Source organism: Streptomyces sp. NBC_00829 (assembly GCF_045161795.1).
Classification (GTDB): Bacteria; Actinomycetota; Actinomycetes; order Streptomycetales; family Streptomycetaceae; genus Streptomyces.
On sequence record NZ_CP108867.1, the window covers coordinates 2,441,047 to 2,459,010 of the forward strand.

A 17,964-nucleotide genomic window follows, 5' to 3' on the forward strand; every position below is an offset into this window, starting at 1 on the left:
AGATCAAACGGGCATCCGCTCGATGACACGCCGCTTCGGCCCCTAGGATTCCCCCTAACACCTCACCGGTCTCATTCGACAGGAACCCCATGAGCGACACATCCTCCCCCTTCGGCTTCGAGCTCGTGCGGCGTGGTTACGACCGCGGTCAGGTGGACGACCGCATTACCAAACTCGTCGCCGACCGTGACAGTGCACTGACCCGAATCACCTCTCTGGAAAAGCGCATCGAGGAGCTCCACCTCGAGACGCAGAACGCCCAGGCCCAGGTCAGCGACGCGGAGCCGTCGTACGCCGGTCTCGGTGCCCGCGTCGAGAAGATCCTCCGCCTCGCTGAGGAGGAGGCGAAGGACCTGCGTGAGGAGGCCCGTCGCGCGGCCGAGCAGCACCGTGAGCTCGCCGAGTCGTCCGCCCAGCAGGTGCGCAACGACGCCGAGTCGTTCGCGGCCGAGCGGAAGTCCAAGGCCGAGGACGAGGGCGTCCGTATCGTCGAGAAGGCGAAGAGCGACGCCTCTACACTGCGTGCCGAGGCGCAGAAGGACGCGCAGTCCAAGCGCGAGGAGGCGGACGCCCTCTTCGAGGAGACCCGCGCCAAGGCCGCCCAGGCCGCCGCGGACTTCGAGACGAACCTCGCCAAGCGCCGCGAGCAGTCCGAGCGCGACCTGGCCTCGCGTCAGGCGAAGGCCGAGAAGCGCCTGGCGGAGATCGAGCACCGCGCCGAGCAGCTGCGTCTGGAGGCCGAGAAGCTGCGCACGGACGCGGAGCGCCGCGCCCGTCAGACGGTGGAGACCGCTCAGCGCCAGGCCGAGGACATCGTGGCCGACGCGAACGCCAAGGCCGACCGGATCCGCAGCGAATCGGAGCGCGAGCTGGCGGCGCTCACCAACCGCCGCGACTCGATCAACGCGCAGCTGACCAACGTCCGCGAGATGCTGGCCACGCTGACCGGTGCGGCCGTCGCCGCGGCCGGCACCCCTGCCGACGACGAGCCGATCTCCCGCGGCGTCCCGGCGCAGCAGTCCCGCTGATTCCTCTCCGCGCACGACTCGTACGCCCTCGAACGCCGGGCGGGCCGACATCGGCCCGCCCGGCGTTCGCCGGTCCGGGTCCGGGAGCGGAGCCTCGCCGTCCAGGATTGCGGGCCGCCCCGGCCCCCCTTAGCGTGGCCGCATGATTGAGCTCGAGGGCCTCACCAAGCGCTTCGGTGCAAAGACGGCGGTCGACCATCTCTCGTTTCAGGTCAGACCGGGTGTGGTGACGGGATTCCTCGGCCCGAACGGCGCGGGCAAGTCGACGACGATGCGCATGATGCTCGATCTCGACAACCCGACCAGCGGAACCGTCAGGATCGACGGCAGGCGCTACCGGGAGCTCCAGGAGCCGCTGAAGTACATCGGCGCTCTGCTGGACGCGAAGGCGATGCACGGCGGCCGAAGCGCGTACAACAATCTGCTCTGTCTCGCCCAGGCGAACCGCATCCCCTCGTCCCGCGTCGGCGAGGTGCTGGACACGGTCGGTCTGACGCCGGTGGCGAAGAAGAAGTCCAAGGGCTTCTCGCTGGGTATGGGTCAGCGGCTGGGAATCGCCTCCGCGCTGCTGGGCGATCCGGAGATCCTGATGTTCGACGAGCCGGTCAATGGGCTGGACCCCGAGGGAATTCACTGGATCCGCAATCTGATGAAGACGCTGGCGTCCGAAGGGCGGACGATCTTCGTCTCCTCGCATCTGATGAGCGAAATGGCGCTGACCGCGGATCACTTGATCGTGATCGGGCAGGGAAGACTGTTGGCCGATACCTCTATGGCCGATTTCATTCATGAGAACTCACGAAGTTTTGTGAGACTCCGCTCTCCGCAGCAGGAACGACTGCGGGATGTGCTGCACGCCGCAGGTTTCATCGCCGTCGAGTCGGGAAACGGCACGCTGGAGATCGACGACGCCACCACCGAGCAGCTCGGTGAGCTGGCCGCGCAGCATCAGCTGGTGCTGCATGAACTGAGCGCGCAGCGCGCCTCGCTGGAGGAGGCGTTCATGCAGATGACGGCCGGTTCGGTGGAGTACCACGCGCACTCGGCGCACGAGGAGGCTCCGCCGCCGGTGCAGCCTCCGGCCCCCCAGTGGGGCGAGAGCTACGAGCGCAGCAAGGGAGTCTGACCCATGGCTTCGGTACCCGCGGTCCTCCAGTCCGAGTGGACGAAGATCCGTACGGTCTCCTCGACGACCTGGACACTGGTGAGCGCCCTCCTGGTGACGGTCGCGATGGGCGCGGCGATCAGCGCGCTGCTGAAGTCGACCTTCGACGATCTGTCCCAGGCCGAGCAGCTCACCTTCGACCCGACGTTCGTCAGCTTCTCGGGGATGATCCTCGGGCAGCTGGCGATGGTGGTCTTCGGGGTGCTCGTGGTCGGGACGGAGTACAGCTCCGGCATGATCCGCACATCGCTGGCCGCCGTGCCGCAGCGCGCCACCTTCCTCTTCAGCAAGATCGCGGTGGCGACGGCGCTGGCGCTGGTGGTCGGTCTGGCGACGAGCTTCCTCTCCTTCTTCCTGGGACAGGCGCTGCTGGGCGACCACCGCACGACGATCGGCGCGGACAACGTCCTGCGCGCGGTGGTCGGCGGAGGCCTCTACATGGGGCTGATCGCGCTGTTCTCGATGGGCGTGGCCACGATGCTGCGCAGCTCGATGCTGTCGCTCGGCATCCTGATGCCGTTCTTCTTCCTGGTCTCGCAGATCCTCGCGTCCGTGCCGAAGGCGAAGACGGTCGCGCTGTACTTCCCCGACCAGGCCGGTTCCAAGATCATGCAGGTGGTCCCGGACGCGCTGAACAGCGACCCGGCTCCGTACGGGCCGTGGGGCGGGCTCGGGATCATGGTGCTGTGGGTGGTGGCCGCGCTGGCGGGCGGCTGTCTGGTGCTCAAGAAGCGGGACGCGTAGGGGGCGGCGGGGTCCCTTCGTCGGGCAGCAGCTCGTCGAAGTCCCTCCAGCCCTGCCAGGACCAGACGTCCTTCGCCAGGTTCGGCTCCAGCGGTACGAAGCGTCCGGTCTCGAAGTCGTCACCGTCGAGGTCGAACCAGCGCTCGTCGACCACCTCGGTGCCCATACCGACGGTCCGCGCGGTGAGACGGACCAGCAGTTTCGCGCCGTGGGACTGGGAGAGATCCTTGCCCTGGATGCTGCTGACGGGCAGCTGGGCCACCGGGGCGTCGACGGGTATCCATACGGTGAAGGGCGCGCCGCGTTCCACCGCGAGCCAGGACCGTTCGTCGGCCGGCTCGCCCTTCTCGTCCAGCACCCGGAGCCACTTCTTGTAGATGACCAGGCTGCCGTCGTGCGGGGAGCGCTCCAGATAGCGCAGATGGACCCGGGCCCGCAGATCGACCACGGAGAGATTGTCGAGGTGGTTGTAGAAGCGCACGGCGATGATCGCGTCATCGCTCTGGGCGTGCATCCGCGCATAGCCGGGGAAGTCCGCCGCCCAGGCGTGGGAGACGCTCGCCCGTTGCCGCCAGACGAAGGGCCGCAGGGCGAACATCTTGATCAGGACGATGCCGAGGAGCACCGCGGGCGCCAGCGCCCCGGTCACCGAGGCGAGCGTGGCCAGCAGTTCCTGGGCCACACTGCCCTTCTCCGGGCTGAGGCTGTCGGTGCCGACACAGGCCCGCAGCGCCTCCAGCGCCAGATTCAGCAGCCTTTCCCCATCCCGCAGCCGCTCGCCGACGCCGCGCGGGGAGTCCTCGGCGAGCGTCCAGGCGACCGCGATGGCGACGGCGAGGACGGTCAACGCGCTCAGTGCCATCAGGAACAGAGCGTGAACGGGACGCCCGGCAACCCACCACCGAACGGAGGTCCGGTACCGGGGGTGCGCTCTGTGCCGCCCCGGCCACCCCGGAAACGCTTTCAACTCCCGACCCCCCACGTTGAGTTCATCTCACAGCAGATCATCCTGCCCGGGGCGGGCCGTTGCCAACCGCCATCGCGTGGAGGGTCCCGTACGCTCGGCATGGGTAGACATGAGGTGAAGGCTCTGCCCGTATGCGCGCGAACGACCCCGAAGGGCATCTCCCGTGAAGGACCGAAGCCTTGAAGCTCTTGGCCTGGACGGCGTCCCGGCCAAGCAGCCGCTGACCTATCCGGGCCGCCCCACCACCGAGCCCTCGCTGCTCACCGGTGACGAACTGCTCCAGCTGGACGTCCGTCCGCTGCGGCTCGGCGACTGGTACGTCGAGGAGAAGGCGCAGCAGCAGAGCCTGGACGAGGCGCTCTCCGACCTCGGCCAGGTCGTCACGGGCCGCCGCCACCCGGTCATCTCCGTCGGATCGAACGCCTCGCCGGGCCAGGTCAGCCACAAGCTCAACCGGCTCGGCATCCCCGCGACCGTCCCCATGGTGCCGGTGCGCGTGGGCGGCATCGGCGTCGGCTGCTCGGGCCACATCAGCCCGGCCGGCTATGTGGCGGGCACGCCGTACGTCGACCGGGACGCGGAAGCCGTCCTTGTGGTCGCCTGGCTGGACTCCAACCAGCTCAAGGCCGTCGACGACACCGAATTCCCCGACTACCGGCGCGCGATACTGCCGGGCGAGGCGTTCCCGATGACGATGCCGTCCGGGGAACGGCTGGGCGGCGCGTACATCTACTTCAGCGCCCATGGCGTTCTCGCGGGCCCGGACAGCTCGCCCCGCCCGGGCGGCGGGGACCAGGCGGAGCTGCTCGCGGCCCTGCTCGATTCCTCTGCGCGCCTGCGTGAGCTGCTGGGGCCCGATCCGGCGACCTGGGTTCGCAGGGCGGGCGCGGACGGGTCGCTGCGCGAGGAAGGCACCCGGATCTTCGGCGACGAGGGCTGGGTCCTGCCGCAGACGGACTTCCTTCCCTATCTCGACGAATCCGCCGAACTGCGGCTCTACGACGATCTGCCGCCCATCGGCGACTCGCTCCCGCCGAGACCGTAGCGTTACGGCTTGGCCGGAACCGTCAAGCCCCGGATATCCTCCTAACTCTTACGGGGGCGTCTGGCCACATGGCCTGGGCCCCGCCGACCCAAAAGTCGATGGGGCTGGAGAATGATCGAGGCAGTCGGCCTGACCAAGCGCTACGGCGCCAAGACGGCCGTGTACAACCTTTCCTTCCAGGTACGGCCCGGCGCCGTGACCGGGTTCCTCGGTCCCAACGGCGCCGGCAAGTCCACGACGATGCGCATGATCCTCGGGCTCGACCAGCCGACCGAGGGACATGTGACCGTCGGTGGCCGCCCCTTCCGGCAGCTTCCCAACGCGCCCCGCCAGGTCGGCGCGCTGCTCGACGCCAAGGCCGTCCACGGCGGGCGCAGCGCGCGCAGCCATCTGCTGTCGCTGGCCCAGCTCTCCGGCATCCCTGCCCGCCGGGTCGACGAGGTGCTCGGCGTCGTCGGCCTCCAGGAGGTCGCCAAGAAGCGCTCCAACGGCTTCTCGCTCGGCATGGGACAGCGGCTCGGCATCGCGGCGGCACTGCTCGGCGACCCGAAGGTGCTGCTCTTCGACGAGCCGGTCAACGGTCTCGACCCGGAAGGCATCCTCTGGGTCCGCAATCTGATGAAGCAGCTCGCCGCCGAGGGACGCACGGTCTTCGTCTCCTCCCACCTCATGAGTGAAATGGCGCTCACCGCCGACCACTTGATCGTGATCGGCCGCGGCCAGCTGCTCTCGGACATGAGCGTCAAGGACTTCATCTCGCACAACTCCGCGGACTTCGCCCGGGTGCGTACGCCGCACACCGAGCCGCAGCAGCGCGAGAAGCTCTCCGCCGCGCTCACCGAGGCCGGCGGCCAGGTCCTGTCGGAGCCGGACGGCGCGCTGCGCGTCACCGGGCTGCCGCTGCCGCAGATCAGCGATCTGGCGCACTCCGCGGACGTCCGGCTGTGGGAGCTCTCGCCGCACCAGGCCTCGCTGGAGGAGGCATACATGCGGATGACGCAGGGAGCCGTCGACTACCGCTCGACGGCCGACCAGAAGTCGGGTCTGATGCAGCAGCAGCCGATGGGGTACGGCCCGCCGCAGCCGCAGATCCCCGATGTGCCGCAGCAGGGCTGGTACGCCCCGCCGCCGCCGCCCCAGCCCGGCCAGAACCCGTATGCCGCGCCGATGCCTCCCGCCGGGCCCGCGATGCCCCCGGCAGCCGCTCCCGCCGATCTGACCAAGCCCGAGGACGCCCGATGACCACCCCGTACCAGCAGCAGGGCACGCCCAACGCCGGGTACTCCTCGCCGATCCCCGAGCGCAGCGCGCATCTCGGCGACGCCCTCGCCTCCGAGTGGACCAAGATCCGTTCCGTGCGCTCCACGATGTGGACGCTCGGCGTGATGATCGTGCTGATGCTCGGCATCGGCGTGCTCTCCGCGGTGGCCGTCTCCGCGTCGAACGCCGATCTCGGGGACCAGTCGGTCCTCTCGCTCGGCTTCTTCGGCGTCCTCCTCGGCAGCATCTGTGTGATCACGCTGGGCGTGCTGACCATCGCCTCGGAGTACGGCACGGGGATGATCAGGACCACGCTGACCGCCTGCCCGAGCCGCACCCGCGTGCTGACCGCCAAGGCAATCGTCTTCTTCCTGCTCGTCTTCACGCTCACCACGGTGGTCACCGCGCTCGTGGGCGCACTGCAGACCTCGATCATCGACGCGAGCTCGTCGACCCCCGGGGAATGGTTCCACGCGACGGTCGGCACCTCGCTCTACGTCGCGATGCTGGGTCTGATCTCGCTGGCCGTGGGCACCCTGATCCGGCACTCGGCGGGCGCGATCACCGTCATGATCGGTGTGGTGCTGCTGCCGCTCGTGCTGGCCATGTTCATGTTCTCGGAGTCCCTGAAGGATCTTCAGCAGGCTCTCTTCGAGTACTCGATCCCCAACCAGATCGGCGTCCTCTACGACCAGGCGGTGGCCGACTCGGGTCCGGCCGGCTGGGAGCCGCTGTGGATCGTGTTGGGCGTGACGGCCGTCGCGCTCGCCGGCGCCTACGCCTCGCTCAACACGCGCGACGTCTGACCGCTCAGAGCACTCCGGTGCTCATGAGCCTCCGGGACCTCTCAGTACCTCGGGGCGTTACGGGACCGCTGCACCCGCGTGGTGCGGCGGTCCTTCGCGCTCCAGCACGCCTTGTGCCAGTGCCGGCGGTCGTCGATGCCTCCGTGTTCCGGCCAGGCGACCACATGCGGGACGCCGGAGGGGATCTCCTGGTCGCATCCCGGGCAGCGGTACCTCTTGCCTGCGGCACTTGCGCCGGCGACATGACGGACACACCATTCCTCGCCCCGCCAGGACTCGCTCCGCCCGAAGCCGCCGTACCTGTCGCCCGGCTCGGCGGCTTGTTCGGTCGGCTTCTCGCCGCCTCGGGGGCGGTTTCTGCGCGGGGACACGTGACACCTCACGGGGCAAGTCCGGACAGTTCCCGTCCAGCCTACGGGCCCCGGTCACGGGTACACGTACGTCACGAGGCGAGACCGGGGCACCCACAAGGTGCAGTTACCGGAAAATCGCAACAACTTCACGAGCGGCCGTGCCTTTGGCACGTGTCAGACGTTATTGCCTACAGGGGGAGTGACGCGTCGGCCGCAAGGAGGCAAAAGGCGATGCGCGTGGGAACGTTTGTACTGGCCGCCCAATTCCCGGGCCAGGGGCAGGGGGAGGCGCTGCACAGGGCGGTGCGGACCGCGGAGGTCTCCGAGGAGTCCGGACTCGATTCCGTCTGGCTCGCCGAGCACCACTTCGTGCCGTACGGCGTCTGTCCGTCGGCCGTCACACTCGCCGCGCTGCTGCTGGGCCGCACCCGGCGCATCCGCGTGGGCACGGCCGTGAGCGTGCTGCCCAACGTCCATCCGGTGGCGCTCGGCGAGCAGGCCGCGCTGCTGCATCTGACCAGCGGAGGAAGGTTCTCACTCGGCGTCGGGCGGGGCGGCCCCTGGGTCGATCTGGAAGTCTTCGGCACCGGCCTCGATGCGTACGAGAAGGACTTTCCCGAATCCCTCGAACTGCTGCTGCGCTGGCTGCGCGACCCTCGCGTCGCCGCCGGGGGCGACCGCTTCACCTTCCGCGAAGTCCCGGTCGTGCCCCGGCCGGACGAGCTCATCGGCGGCTCGTCGACAGGCCCCGAGGTGGTCGTCGCGTGTACGTCCCCGAAGAGCGTGAAGCTCGCCGCCGAGCGCGGGCTGCCGATGCTGCTCGGGATGCACTGCAGCGACCGGGAGAAGGCGGACATGGTTGCACTGTGGCGTAGGCACGCGCGCGCCGCGGGCCGTACGCCGGAAGAGGTCGCGTGCGCCGGTCATGTGTCGGCGGGTGTGGTCCAGATCGAGGACCGGGCGGCCGGGGCCCGGGAGACGCTGCTGAAGTCCCTGCCCGGCTGGCTCAGGCAGGGCCTGGACGCCCATGTCACGGTCGATGGACGCCCGCGGACCATGCGGGACCCCGTGGCGTACACGGAACTGCTGTGCGGGCTGCATCCGGTGGGCCCGCCGCAAGTGGCCGCCGACCGGCTGGCGGCCACCGCCGAACGGACCGGCATCACGCGTTTCGCCCTGCTCGCCGAGGGCTCGGGCGACCTCGCCGCCACCGAGGAGAACGTGCGGCGGCTCGGCGCGGATGTCCTGCCCCTGCTGAACTGAGCCCCGGGCTCGTCACTGCCGCACGGGAGGTGCTGCCGCTCCGACATCTGTAGCACCTCCCGCGATGCGGAGCGGCAGCAAAAGACGTCAGCAGTCGCGCAGTTCGGGCGACTGATTGAGCAACTGGGCGCGCACGGAGGTGAAGCGGGCCAGCCGCTCGTCGACCGAGGAGTCCAGCGGGAACACCGCGACGCGGTGGCAGTTCTGGAATGCCAGGCGCACTCCGAAGTGCCGCTGGAGCGCACCGCGAATGGCGTCACTCGCGAGCGCGCGCAGCAGCTGACCACGTGCCTGCTCGTCCGGCGGAGGCGTCTGGTTGTCGGCGAAGTCGCCGCCGTCCACCTTCAGCTGTGCCACCAGAGAACTGATCATCTCCCATGCGAAGGGCAGGGAGGTCCGGACGCAGTCGACGAAAGCCGCTTCGTCGACCTCGCCTCGCTCGGCCTGTTCCAACAGCGCCGGTGAGACGTCGAGCGACATGGGTTCTCCTCTCGCGACCCCGGTGAACGGGGTCTTACGGGCAGGGAAGGAGGACGCCGGACGACGACGACCCGCGAACGACGCGCGACGACGCAGAGTGCCCGACCGACAACCTCCTGCTTCCACGGTAAGTGCGCGGTGAGGTGCGCACCAGGAGATTGGGAGCACAACCGGCCAATAACGAACAGGGCTTCCGGGGCGAATCGCGCGCCAGGGCGCGCGTCGAGTAGCGTTGCCGACCATGCGCCTTGTCATCGCCCGCTGCTCCGTGGACTACGCGGGCCGGCTCACCGCCCATCTGCCCTCCGCTCCCCGTCTGATCCTGGTCAAGGCGGACGGCAGTGTCTCCATCCACGCGGACGACAGGGCGTACAAACCACTGAACTGGATGTCCCCTCCCTGCACGCTCAAGGAGGGCGACGACAGTGTCTGGACCGTCATCAACAAAGCGGGCGAGAAACTGATCATCACAATGGAGGAAATCCTCCATGACTCCTCGCACGAACTCGGCGTGGACCCCGGCCTGATCAAGGACGGCGTGGAGGCGCACCTCCAGGAACTGCTCGCGGACCGCATCGAGACGCTGGGCCAGGGCTACAGCCTGATCCGCCGCGAATACCCCACGGCCATCGGCCCGGTGGACATCCTGTGCCGCGACTCGGACGGCGCGACGGTGGCCGTGGAGATCAAGCGGCGGGGCGAGATCGACGGTGTCGAGCAGCTCACGCGCTATCTGGAGCTGCTGAACCGGGACCCTCATCTGGCTCCGGTGAAGGGCCTGTTCGCGGCACAGGAGATCAAGCCGCAGGCGCGCGTACTCGCGACGGACCGCGGGATCGGGTGTGTGGTGCTGGACTACAACGCGCTGCGGGGCATCGAGGACGACAAGCTGAGACTGTTCTGAGCGGATCCGGCGCGGCCGACGGTGAGGTGCGGGGGCCGGGACGGAGCCCCGGCCCCCGCGGCCTGCTCAGATGACGGGGTCGGACGCGGCCGGCTCGGAGGCGGGCGGGACGCTGCTGTTCGCCGGCGCGCCGGTGATCTCGGCGGGGCCGCTGGCGGACGAGGACCCGCCGGCCGGTGGCGGACCCGAGGTTGACGTCGAGGGGCTCGTCGACGGCGAGGCGCTCCCGGTGGGCGACGGGGTGCCCGACGGCGGCCTCGTGGGCGTACTCGACTTCGTCGGACTCTTCGTCGGCGACGGCCTGCCCGACGGCCTGCTGGAGGGCGTCGGCGCGCTCGATGACGTCCTGCCGCTCGGCGCCGTCCCGGGACCACCCGTCGACGAACTCGCCCCCGGCGTGACCGACGGCGGGTTCGCCGGCTCTCCGGAGCCCTTGCCCGGACTGTCCGTGGAGGCCGCCGGCTCCTCCGCGTCCAGACCGTTCCCGCCGTCGTCCTCGCTCGCTGACTGACCGTTCTTGACCTTGTTGCCGGGCTGGTCCTGCTGGTCCGAGGTCGCGCCGAGCGTCACCACCGTGCCGAGCACCGCGGCGAGCAGTGCGCCCGCGCCCGCGGCGACCAGGTTGCGCCGGGCGCCACCGAGGATGGTGCGGCCACGGCCCGGCTTGCCGCCCCCGGGCAGCCCCTGACGCGACACGAGCGTCGCGGGCTCCTCCTGAGCCTTCGGCAGGCCCACGGCCCCGGGCCCCGGGCCGATGCCCCGCCCCAGCGGCAGCACGGGCGCCGGTACCCCTCCGAGCGGTGACGCCGACTCCTCGTGGCGCGCGGCCGGCACCTCCTCGCCCGACGGGGTGCTCCCACCGGGGACGAGTCCCCCCGAACGGTCCGAGACGAGCGCGAGTGCCCTGCGCCCGGCGACGGTGCCGCGCTTGTCGGCGAGCGCACCGCGCATGGCGATGGACGCCTCCAGCTCGGCGCGCGCCCGGTCCAGACTGCCGGTGCAGAGCGCGAGGACGCCCAGCTCATGGTGGAAGTACGCGTCCTCGGCGACCTCGCCCGCGATCCGGGCCGCTTCGGAGCCGGCCCGCAGAGCCCGCTCCCAGGCGCCCCAGTGCAGCCCCGCGGCGAAGGCGGGAGCGGCGCTGCGGGCGAGCAGGACGGCCGTGCTGAGGTGCCCTGACTCCTGGCCCGGAACCAGCGCGCCGAGGGCGGCGAGGACGGCGTCCGCCTCGGCCACCGCCCGCTCGGGCGTGACGGACGGGTGCCCGGCCCACCAGGCGTAGTGCTGGGCGGCGGTGTGCGCGTGGGCGGGCGCGTCGTCGGAGTAGCCCTTCTCGGTGAGCTGGGCCATCACGCTGGCCGCGAGGCGGTAGCGGGTGCCGACCGGGGAGAGCAGGCCGCAGCCCATGAGCTCGCCGATCGCGGTGTCCGCGTGCGTGTCCCCGACGAGCGCCGGCAAGTGCGCCTGGTGCGGGACCTCGCCGGCGAGGGCGACGGCGAAGCGCAGGGTCTCGCGCGCGGACTCGCTCAGCCGGGAGGCGAGGAGCGAGGCCGGTGCGGCGCCCTCGCCCAGGGTGGGCAGCGGTACGTCGATCTCCACGACGCCGTCGAACGGCGTGTACTCGTCGAGCTCGTCCGGGTCGCAGCGCAGGCTGTCGCCCTGCCGCAGCAGCGCGCCCGCCTGGATGAAGCGCAGGGGCAGGCCCTCCGACTCGAACCAGAGGTCACCCGCCCAGTTCGACTCGTCCTCGGTGAGCGGGCGCTCCACGGTGCGCTGGAGCAGCTCCAGGGAGGCGCTGCGGCCGAGGCCGGAGAGGAAGACCTCTTCGAGGTGCGAGTCGGCCGCGGGCGCGGCCACGTCGGGTGTGGCGGCGACCAGGAACGCGCACTCGGGTGCCGCGTCCAGCAGCTCGCCGAGGGCGGCACCGCCGAACTCCAGGTCGTCGAGGACGACGATCGCACCGATCTCTCCGACGTGTTCGAGCAGCGCGGCGCGGTCCGGCCGGTGCCCGGAAGCGCTGTGGACCGCGGCGAAGAGCTCGTGCAGCAGGTCGGTGGCTGTGCGGCGGTAGCCGCACAGCCGTACGACTCCGTCGGGTGCGAGGTTCGCGCAGTCCTCGGTGACGATGTCGAGCAGGGCGCTGCGCCCGGAGCCCGCGGGGCCGGTGAGGCGCACGGAACGCCCCCGGCCCAGCAGCCGGACGAGCCGCTCGCGCTCCTCGTCGCGTTCGAGCAGCGGGAGCCTCGGCAGTGCGGGCCCCGCCGGTACGGGCGGCAGGGCGGCGCGCTGGCGCTCGGCGCGCTCGGAGGCGCTGAGCCGGGCCGGCCTGGCGGGCTGCTCTCCCGGCGGGCGGGCCTCTATCTCGCTGCCGTCGACGGGATTGACCGTGAGCAGAAGGTCGCCCGCGACGATCTGGACGGTACGGGCGAGCGCCGGCGCGGACTGTGCGAAGTCCGGGGCGCCGGTGTCGCGCGGGGGCCGGGCCTGACCCGCGCCGTCGCCAAAGCTGTCGTTGTCCATGGTCCAAGCCCCCCAGATGCGTTGCTGGCTTCGTCCCCGCCTGGGTTTCCCTCAGTACTGGCGGAGCCGCGTGCGGACAGTCCCTCCCGGCCTCTCTGCACGCCCCGCTGTCGCTTCGGTCCGGTGCCTGCCGTATGGGCTTTCGTTTCGGCAGGCGACCGAACCTTAGACCTTCGGTCAGTATCTCGGACAGGGCGGGGTCCCGCCCCGCCCGCGACGTCACAGTCTCGTGAGGATTGCGAGCCTTCTACCGTTCACACCCGAGGGAGCGATTCGGCCGCGATGCCGCCTTCGATGGCAAGAATGCGGTGCAGCCGGGTGGCGACCAGCAGCCGCTGCATCTGCGGTGGCACGCCGCGCAGCACCAGCCGGCGACCGCACCGGCCGGCCCGGCGGTGTGCGCCCATGATGACCCCGAGCCCGGTGGCGTCCCAGGAGTCGAGGTCGCTCAGGTCGAGCACGAGGTCGCCGACTCCGTCGTCGACGGCCGTATGCAGGACCGTACGGGCGTCCGCCGCGCTGCGGACGTCGAGGCGGCCCCCGACGACCAGCTCGGCGTGGTCGCCCCTGATGTGCATATGCGCTCCCCGTGAGTGCGTCAGTGCCCTGTGTATGTCTCTTCTGCCTTGCTCGATCTGCTCTTGGATGTTTCTTTCAACAACTGACTGCCCCGTGAGCGAGGAAGTTGCAGTCTGTAAGCGAACCGATACCGAATTCACCCCTCGGAGTGATACGAAACCGGTCGATGCGGGTCAGTGCTTATAGAAGCCCTGCCCGCTCTTGCGGCCGATGTCACCGGCATCCACCATCCGGCGCATCAGCTCCGGCGGGGCGAACTTCTCATCCTGCGACTCGGTGTAGATGTTGTTCGTGGCGTGCAGAAGGATGTCGACGCCCGTCAGGTCGGCGGTGGCGAGCGGCCCCATGGCGTGGCCGAAGCCGAGCTTGCAGGCGACGTCGATGTCCTCGGCGGACGCGACGCCCGATTCGTACAGCTTCGCGGCCTCGACGATCAGCGCCGAGATGAGGCGGGTCGTGACGAAGCCGGCGACGTCGCGGTTGACGACGATGCAGGTCTTGCCGACGGACTCGGCGAACTCCCGCGTGGTGGCGAGGGTTTCGTCACTCGTCTTGTAGCCGCGCACCAGTTCGCACAGCTGCATCATCGGGACGGGCGAGAAGAAGTGCGCGCCGACGACCCGCTCCGGACGCTCCGTCACCGCCGCGATCTTCGTGATCGGGATGGCGGAGGTGTTGGAGGCGAGGACGGCGTCCTCCCGTACGAGCTTGTCGAGCGTACGGAAGATCTCGTGTTTGACCTCGAGCTTCTCGAAGACCGCCTCGACGACGATGTCCGCGTCCGCGGCCCCGTCCAGATCCGTGGTGGTCGTGATGCGCGCCAAGGCCGCTTCGGCGTCGGCCGCTTCGAGCTTGCCCTTGGAGACGAACCTGTCGTACGAGGCCTTGATGCCGTCCGTGCCGCGGGTCAGGGCCGCATCGGTGACATCGCGCAGCACGACCTCCCAGCCCGCCTGGGCCGAGACCTGCGCGATACCGGACCCCATGAGTCCGGCTCCGATGACGGCGAGCTTCCTGGCCACTGCGACACCCCTTAACACGTGTTTACTTTCGGCTCTCCGGCGGAGGTTAGCGTCCGTGAGGTGCCCTGTGGCGGTGAAGAGATGCGCGTCACGTCTCAGATGACGGACATCACACTGGTACGGCCCATCACGCGCCGCGGACCGCATACTTGAGCACCTTCCGCCCCAGCAGTTCCTCCGTCTCGTCAAGGAGGACGAGCGCCTCGCGGGAGATCTCGGCGGCCTTGCGGCCTTTGACCACCTCCGTGCCGATCCGGCCCGGAACGGTGCCGTGCGGTCAGTTCGGCCGGCCGGCGACGAGCGCAGCGCGCCACCGCTTCGATGCTGTACGGCGGCGTACCGGTCGCCCTCGGGTTCGCGGCGCTCGCCCTGACGGTCGGCACGCGTGTCTTCCACGAGGCCGGTGCGTAACTAGGCTGGTCGCATGGTCAATCTGACGCGCATCTACACCCGTACCGGCGACCAGGGCACCACGGCGCTGGGCGACATGAGCAGGACAGCCAAGACCGATCTGCGGATCTCCGCGTACGCCGACGCCAACGAGGCGAACGCCGCCCTCGGCACAGCCGTCGCGCTGGGGCAGCTCCCCGAGGAGATCGTCCAGGTCCTCGTCCGCGTCCAGAACGATCTGTTCGACGTGGGCGCGGACCTGTGCACCCCGGTCGTCGAGAAACCGGAGTTCCCTCCGCTGCGGGTGGAGCAGTTCTACATCGACAAGCTGGAGGCGGACTGCGACCGCTTCAACGAGGAACTGGAGAAGCTGCGCAGCTTCATCCTCCCGGGCGGTACTCCGGGGGCGGCGCTGCTGCACCAGGCCTGCACGGTGGTGCGGCGGGCGGAGCGTTCGACCTGGGCGGCGCTGGAGGCCCACGGCGAGACGATGAACCCGCTCACCGCGACCTACCTCAACCGCCTCTCCGACCTCCTGTTCATCCTGGCCCGTACGGCGAACAAGGAGGTCGGGGACGTGCTGTGGGTCCCGGGCGGGGAGCGCTAGGGCCTCTCGTTTGGAGGCCCTAGAACTCCCCGCCCGCAGGGGGAGCCGGTGGGCACGCGGCTCCTGGGGCCCGTTCCTGGAGATCGGGCCCGGGGTCTAGCGCTTGATCCGCTCCGGCTCCCGCTCGGACTTCTCGTGCTCCGGCGCCTTCTTCGGCCAGATCATGTACGTGAGCGCGATCAGGCCGTGGATCCCGGCCGCCCGCCAGGACACGTGCATCCAGCTCTGGAGCGAGCCGGCGCGGCTCGCGTCGCCGACGTACCAGACGGCGAGCTGGAGCAGCGCCGTGGCGACGGCCGCCGCCACCAGCGTGCCCACCCAGATCATGCCCTCGTGGCGGGCGCGGGCCATGCCGTAGCGCGGCGGGCGGGCCGGCGGCGGGGCGCCGCCGAAGCGATGTGCGGCATGGCCGTCGATCCACCTGACGGTGCGGTGGCCGTGCCCGACGGTGTAGCCGATGTAGAGGGCTGCCAGGCCGTGCTTCCAGCTCGGGTCCGCGCCGTTCTTCAGATCCATGGCCGTGACCACCAGCAGCACCACTTCCAGCAGTGGCTCGCACAGCAGCAGCACCATGCCCGCACGCGGCATTCTCAGCACATAGCGCGTGGCGAGCCCGGCGGCCAGCAGGGCCCAGAAGCCCACCTCGCAGATCACGATCAGCGTGACGATCACGGCACTCTCCCTTCGTTCCCCTCAAGCGTCCCGTCCGTGCGGCGGCCGATCGTCGTCGCCAGTGACGAAGTGGCACTGCATCCTTCGATGTAGCGGGGCTTCGGCCGTGACGTGGCCGCCCGCGCGCCGCCCGCCGTGTTTGATGGGGGCTGTGACCGCCTTCCCCCGCCCCCACCGCGACGATGTGCTCATCGCCGTGGCCGGATTCCTCGGCGGCCTGGCCCTGTGGTCGCTGGGTCTGTACACGCGCGGCAGCGCGGGCGTCGACCCGCGCTCGCTCACGCTGCTGCCGCTGGCGGTGATCAGCGGCGCGGAGCTGCTGCGCCGGACCATGCCGAACACCGCGCTGGCCATCGGCTGTGCGGCGATGCTCGCCGACCAGTTCACCCACGGGAACGTCGCGACCATCGCGATGTTCACGGATCTGGTCTACGCGGCCGTCCTCTACGGCACTCCCTCCGCCGCCCGCCGTATCCCCGCCGTGTCGATGGTGGCCACGGCCGCCGTCACGGTGACCGCGCTCGTCGTCTTCCACGATGCGCAGGCCATCCTGCTCGGCCTGGTCTTCGCGGTGATCACCGTGGCCCCGGCCTGGACCGGCGTGAGCGTACGCACCCATCGCGACGCGGCCGAGGCCGCCCAGCTGCGTGCCGAGCAGACGGCCCTGCTCGCTGAGATCGACCGCGCCCAGGCGGTGACGGCCGAGCGCGCCCGGATGGCCCGCGAGCTGCACGACATGGTCGCCAACCATCTCTCGGCGATCGCGATCCACTCCACCGCGGCCCTCTCGCTCGACGACCCGAGAACCACACACGACGCGCTCCGTGTCATCCGCGAGAACAGCGTCGACGGTCTCGCCGAGATGCGCCGGCTGATCGGGCTGCTGCGCAGCGGCGACGAGTCCGCCGACGCCGAGCCCGCGACCGCCCCGACACTGGACGGCATCGACGCGCTCCTCGCCCAGGCGTGCGCGAACGGCGCCCCCAGCGGCCTGGAGTTCACGCTCGCCGACACCCGCGAGGCGGCCCTCGCGCTGCCCGCGCCGGTCGAGCTCGCGGCGTACCGCATCGTCCAGGAGTCCTTGACCAACGCCCTCAAGCACGCGTCGCCGGGCGAGGTCTCGGTCCGTCTGGACGAGTCCGGACGCACGCTGACGGTGGAGGTCACAAGCCCGTGCGGCGACCGTCCCGGCCCGCGCGCGCCCGGTTCCGGCGCCGGCCTGATCGGGATGCGCGAGCGGGTGGCGCTGCTGGAGGGGCGTTTCGAGTCGGGGCCGGTGACCGCCGGCGACGGGGTCAAGGTCTGGCGGGTACGGGCAGAGCTGCCCATCGACGAAGGGAACGGCAGGGTATGACGATCCGGGTACTGGTCGCGGAGGACCAGAGCGCCGTACGCGCCGGTCTGGTCCTCATTCTGCGCAGCGCTGCGGACATCGAGGTCGTCGGTGAGGCGGCCGACGGCGAGGAGGCCGTGCGGCTCGCCCGTGAGCTGCGCCCTGACGTGGTGCTGATGGATGTTCAGATGCCGCGCCTGGACGGGGTGTCGGCCACGCGCCGGGTCGCCGCCGAGCAGCTCGCCGATGTGCTCGTACTGACCACCTTCGATCTGGACGAGTACGTCTTCGGGGCGCTGCGCGCCGGGGCCGCCGGCTTTCTGCTGAAGAACACCGAAGCCGAGGATCTGCTGGAGGCGGTGCGCACGGTGGCCCGCGGTGAGGGTCAGATCGCTCCGGCCGTCACGCGCCGGCTGATCGCGGAGTTCGCCGCGCCGAGCCCCCTGCCGAAGCCGGACGCGCCCGATCCCGCGATCCTCGATGTGCTCACCAGGCGGGAGCGCGAGGTGCTGGCGTGTCTCGGCCAGGGCTTGTCGAACGCCGAGATCGCGGTGCGCCTCGACATGGCGTCGGCCACGGTGAAGACGCATGTGAGCAGGCTGCTGGGGAAGCTCGATCTGCGCAGCCGGGTCCAAGCGGCCGTGCTGGCGCAGGAGTTGGGCGTCTGACGGACATCTGGCAGGTGGGTGAGGTTTCCCCTCCCCCACCCCTCACACCTTTGGTCTGGACCTATTGACGATTGGTCCAGACCTTCCTACTCTCACCGCAAACACCCTGCGGTGAGCCCCGCAGGGTGCGCAGTGCACGGATCGGCCCGACTCTCCGG

The 17,964-nt window shown here is 70.3% G+C and carries 18 protein-coding genes; 11 read left to right on the top strand and 7 right to left on the bottom strand.

What is annotated here, in order from left to right:
* Positions 1–89: 89 nt before the first annotated feature.
* From OG293_RS10010 to OG293_RS10020, 3 genes are all read left to right on the top strand, one after another.
* The gene (locus tag OG293_RS10010) at positions 90–1,028 is read left to right on the top strand and encodes a cellulose-binding protein (protein WP_405998424.1); all 939 of its coding nucleotides are present in this window, start codon (positions 90–92) and stop codon (positions 1,026–1,028) included.
* Positions 1,029–1,170: 142 nt separating this feature from the next.
* Positions 1,171–2,154 carry an ABC transporter ATP-binding protein gene (locus tag OG293_RS10015; RefSeq protein WP_405998425.1) on the top strand — a complete coding sequence of 328 codons (984 nt, stop codon included), beginning with the start codon at positions 1,171–1,173 and terminating at the stop codon, positions 2,152–2,154.
* Between the two features lie 3 nt (positions 2,155–2,157).
* Positions 2,158–2,937 (top strand): ABC transporter permease, encoded by a 780-nt coding sequence (locus OG293_RS10020; RefSeq protein ID WP_405998426.1) that lies wholly within the window; start codon positions 2,158–2,160, stop codon positions 2,935–2,937.
* Here the strand turns inward: OG293_RS10020 and OG293_RS10025 are convergent.
* Positions 2,918–3,799 carry a hypothetical protein gene (locus tag OG293_RS10025; RefSeq protein WP_405998427.1) on the bottom strand — a complete coding sequence of 294 codons (882 nt, stop codon included), beginning with the start codon at positions 3,797–3,799 and terminating at the stop codon, positions 2,918–2,920. The two genes, OG293_RS10020 and OG293_RS10025, sit on opposite strands and share 20 nt — an antisense overlap.
* A gap of 268 nt (positions 3,800–4,067) precedes the next feature.
* Between OG293_RS10025 and OG293_RS10030 the strand changes: the two genes are divergently transcribed.
* The 3 genes from OG293_RS10030 to OG293_RS10040 all read left to right on the top strand — a co-directional run bounded on the left by OG293_RS10030 (position 4,068) and on the right by OG293_RS10040 (position 7,015).
* Positions 4,068–4,949 carry a hypothetical protein gene (locus tag OG293_RS10030; RefSeq protein WP_405998428.1) on the top strand — a complete coding sequence of 294 codons (882 nt, stop codon included), beginning with the start codon at positions 4,068–4,070 and terminating at the stop codon, positions 4,947–4,949.
* A gap of 111 nt (positions 4,950–5,060) precedes the next feature.
* Positions 5,061–6,191, top strand: a complete 1,131-nt coding sequence (locus OG293_RS10035) for an ABC transporter ATP-binding protein (RefSeq protein WP_405998429.1) — start codon at positions 5,061–5,063, stop codon at positions 6,189–6,191.
* Positions 6,188–7,015 carry an ABC transporter permease subunit gene (locus OG293_RS10040; RefSeq protein ID WP_405998430.1) on the top strand — a complete coding sequence of 276 codons (828 nt, stop codon included), beginning with the start codon at positions 6,188–6,190 and terminating at the stop codon, positions 7,013–7,015. Before OG293_RS10035 ends, OG293_RS10040 begins: the two co-directional genes overlap by 4 nt.
* Positions 7,016–7,056: 41 nt before the next feature.
* Here the strand turns inward: OG293_RS10040 and OG293_RS10045 are convergent, their stop codons facing one another.
* Positions 7,057–7,386: an ATP/GTP-binding protein gene (locus OG293_RS10045; RefSeq protein ID WP_405998431.1), complete on the bottom strand. Its 330-nt coding sequence runs from the start codon at positions 7,384–7,386 to the stop codon at positions 7,057–7,059.
* A gap of 213 nt (positions 7,387–7,599) precedes the next feature.
* On the opposite strand from OG293_RS10045, the gene OG293_RS10050 reads away from it, so the two are divergent.
* Positions 7,600–8,631: an LLM class flavin-dependent oxidoreductase gene (locus OG293_RS10050; RefSeq protein WP_405998432.1), complete on the top strand. Its 1,032-nt coding sequence runs from the start codon at positions 7,600–7,602 to the stop codon at positions 8,629–8,631.
* An 87-nt stretch (positions 8,632–8,718) separates the two neighbouring features.
* Here the strand turns inward: OG293_RS10050 and OG293_RS10055 are convergent, their stop codons facing one another.
* Complete coding sequence (locus OG293_RS10055; RefSeq protein ID WP_142213642.1) at positions 8,719–9,111, bottom strand: SCO5389 family protein; 393 nt, start codon at positions 9,109–9,111, stop codon at positions 8,719–8,721.
* Between the two features lie 241 nt (positions 9,112–9,352).
* On the opposite strand from OG293_RS10055, the gene nucS reads away from it, so the two are divergent.
* Positions 9,353–10,015 carry an endonuclease NucS gene (nucS, locus tag OG293_RS10060; protein WP_405998433.1) on the top strand — a complete coding sequence of 221 codons (663 nt, stop codon included), beginning with the start codon at positions 9,353–9,355 and terminating at the stop codon, positions 10,013–10,015.
* 66 nt (positions 10,016–10,081) lie between these two features.
* Here the strand turns inward: nucS and OG293_RS10065 are convergent, their stop codons facing one another.
* The 3 genes from OG293_RS10065 to OG293_RS10075 form a co-directional block, all read right to left on the bottom strand.
* Positions 10,082–12,535: an ATP-binding protein gene (locus OG293_RS10065; protein WP_405998434.1), complete on the bottom strand. Its 2,454-nt coding sequence runs from the start codon at positions 12,533–12,535 to the stop codon at positions 10,082–10,084.
* A gap of 254 nt (positions 12,536–12,789) precedes the next feature.
* The gene (locus tag OG293_RS10070) at positions 12,790–13,113 is read right to left on the bottom strand and encodes an STAS domain-containing protein (RefSeq protein ID WP_405998435.1); all 324 of its coding nucleotides are present in this window, start codon (positions 13,111–13,113) and stop codon (positions 12,790–12,792) included.
* 174 nt (positions 13,114–13,287) lie between these two features.
* Entirely contained in the window at positions 13,288–14,136 is an 849-nt protein-coding gene (locus OG293_RS10075) for a 3-hydroxyacyl-CoA dehydrogenase family protein (protein WP_405998436.1), read from the bottom strand.
* Between the two features lie 424 nt (positions 14,137–14,560).
* Here OG293_RS10075 and OG293_RS10080 point away from each other — a divergent pair, with 424 nt between their 5' ends.
* Positions 14,561–15,133 carry a cob(I)yrinic acid a,c-diamide adenosyltransferase gene (locus OG293_RS10080; protein WP_405998437.1) on the top strand — a complete coding sequence of 191 codons (573 nt, stop codon included), beginning with the start codon at positions 14,561–14,563 and terminating at the stop codon, positions 15,131–15,133.
* 96 nt (positions 15,134–15,229) lie between these two features.
* Here the strand turns inward: OG293_RS10080 and OG293_RS10085 are convergent, their stop codons facing one another.
* On the bottom strand, positions 15,230–15,805 hold the full coding sequence (locus OG293_RS10085) for a hypothetical protein (RefSeq protein WP_405998438.1): 576 nt from the start codon (positions 15,803–15,805) through the stop codon (positions 15,230–15,232).
* A 151-nt stretch (positions 15,806–15,956) separates the two neighbouring features.
* On the opposite strand from OG293_RS10085, the gene OG293_RS10090 reads away from it, so the two are divergent.
* Together OG293_RS10090 and OG293_RS10095 are read left to right on the top strand one after the other, a co-directional pair.
* Positions 15,957–17,159: a sensor histidine kinase gene (locus OG293_RS10090; RefSeq protein ID WP_405998439.1), complete on the top strand. Its 1,203-nt coding sequence runs from the start codon at positions 15,957–15,959 to the stop codon at positions 17,157–17,159.
* A complete protein-coding gene (locus OG293_RS10095; protein WP_405998440.1) occupies positions 17,156–17,806 on the top strand; it encodes a response regulator in 651 nt (216 codons plus the stop codon). The genes OG293_RS10090 and OG293_RS10095 overlap by 4 nt, the downstream gene beginning before the upstream one ends.
* The last annotated feature ends 158 nt before the right edge of the window (positions 17,807–17,964 follow it).

Excerpts from the sequence above, each read along its gene's own strand:
- OG293_RS10010 (WP_405998424.1), top strand. The coding sequence starts at position 90 with ATGAGCGACACATCCTCCCCCTTCGGCTTCGAGCTCGTGCGGCGTGGT.
- OG293_RS10015 (WP_405998425.1), top strand. The coding sequence starts at position 1,171 with ATGATTGAGCTCGAGGGCCTCACCAAGCGCTTCGGTGCAAAGACGGCG.
- OG293_RS10020 (WP_405998426.1), top strand. The coding sequence starts at position 2,158 with ATGGCTTCGGTACCCGCGGTCCTCCAGTCCGAGTGGACGAAGATCCGT.
- OG293_RS10025 (WP_405998427.1), bottom strand. The coding sequence starts at position 3,799 with ATGGCACTGAGCGCGTTGACCGTCCTCGCCGTCGCCATCGCGGTCGCC.
- OG293_RS10035 (WP_405998429.1), top strand. The coding sequence starts at position 5,061 with ATGATCGAGGCAGTCGGCCTGACCAAGCGCTACGGCGCCAAGACGGCC.
- OG293_RS10040 (WP_405998430.1), top strand. The coding sequence starts at position 6,188 with ATGACCACCCCGTACCAGCAGCAGGGCACGCCCAACGCCGGGTACTCC.
- OG293_RS10050 (WP_405998432.1), top strand. The coding sequence starts at position 7,600 with ATGCGCGTGGGAACGTTTGTACTGGCCGCCCAATTCCCGGGCCAGGGG.
- OG293_RS10055 (WP_142213642.1), bottom strand. The coding sequence starts at position 9,111 with ATGTCGCTCGACGTCTCACCGGCGCTGTTGGAACAGGCCGAGCGAGGC.
- nucS (WP_405998433.1), top strand. The coding sequence starts at position 9,353 with ATGCGCCTTGTCATCGCCCGCTGCTCCGTGGACTACGCGGGCCGGCTC.
- OG293_RS10065 (WP_405998434.1), bottom strand. The coding sequence starts at position 12,535 with ATGGACAACGACAGCTTTGGCGACGGCGCGGGTCAGGCCCGGCCCCCG.
- OG293_RS10070 (WP_405998435.1), bottom strand. The coding sequence starts at position 13,113 with ATGCACATCAGGGGCGACCACGCCGAGCTGGTCGTCGGGGGCCGCCTC.
- OG293_RS10080 (WP_405998437.1), top strand. The coding sequence starts at position 14,561 with ATGGTCAATCTGACGCGCATCTACACCCGTACCGGCGACCAGGGCACC.
- OG293_RS10095 (WP_405998440.1), top strand. The coding sequence starts at position 17,156 with ATGACGATCCGGGTACTGGTCGCGGAGGACCAGAGCGCCGTACGCGCC.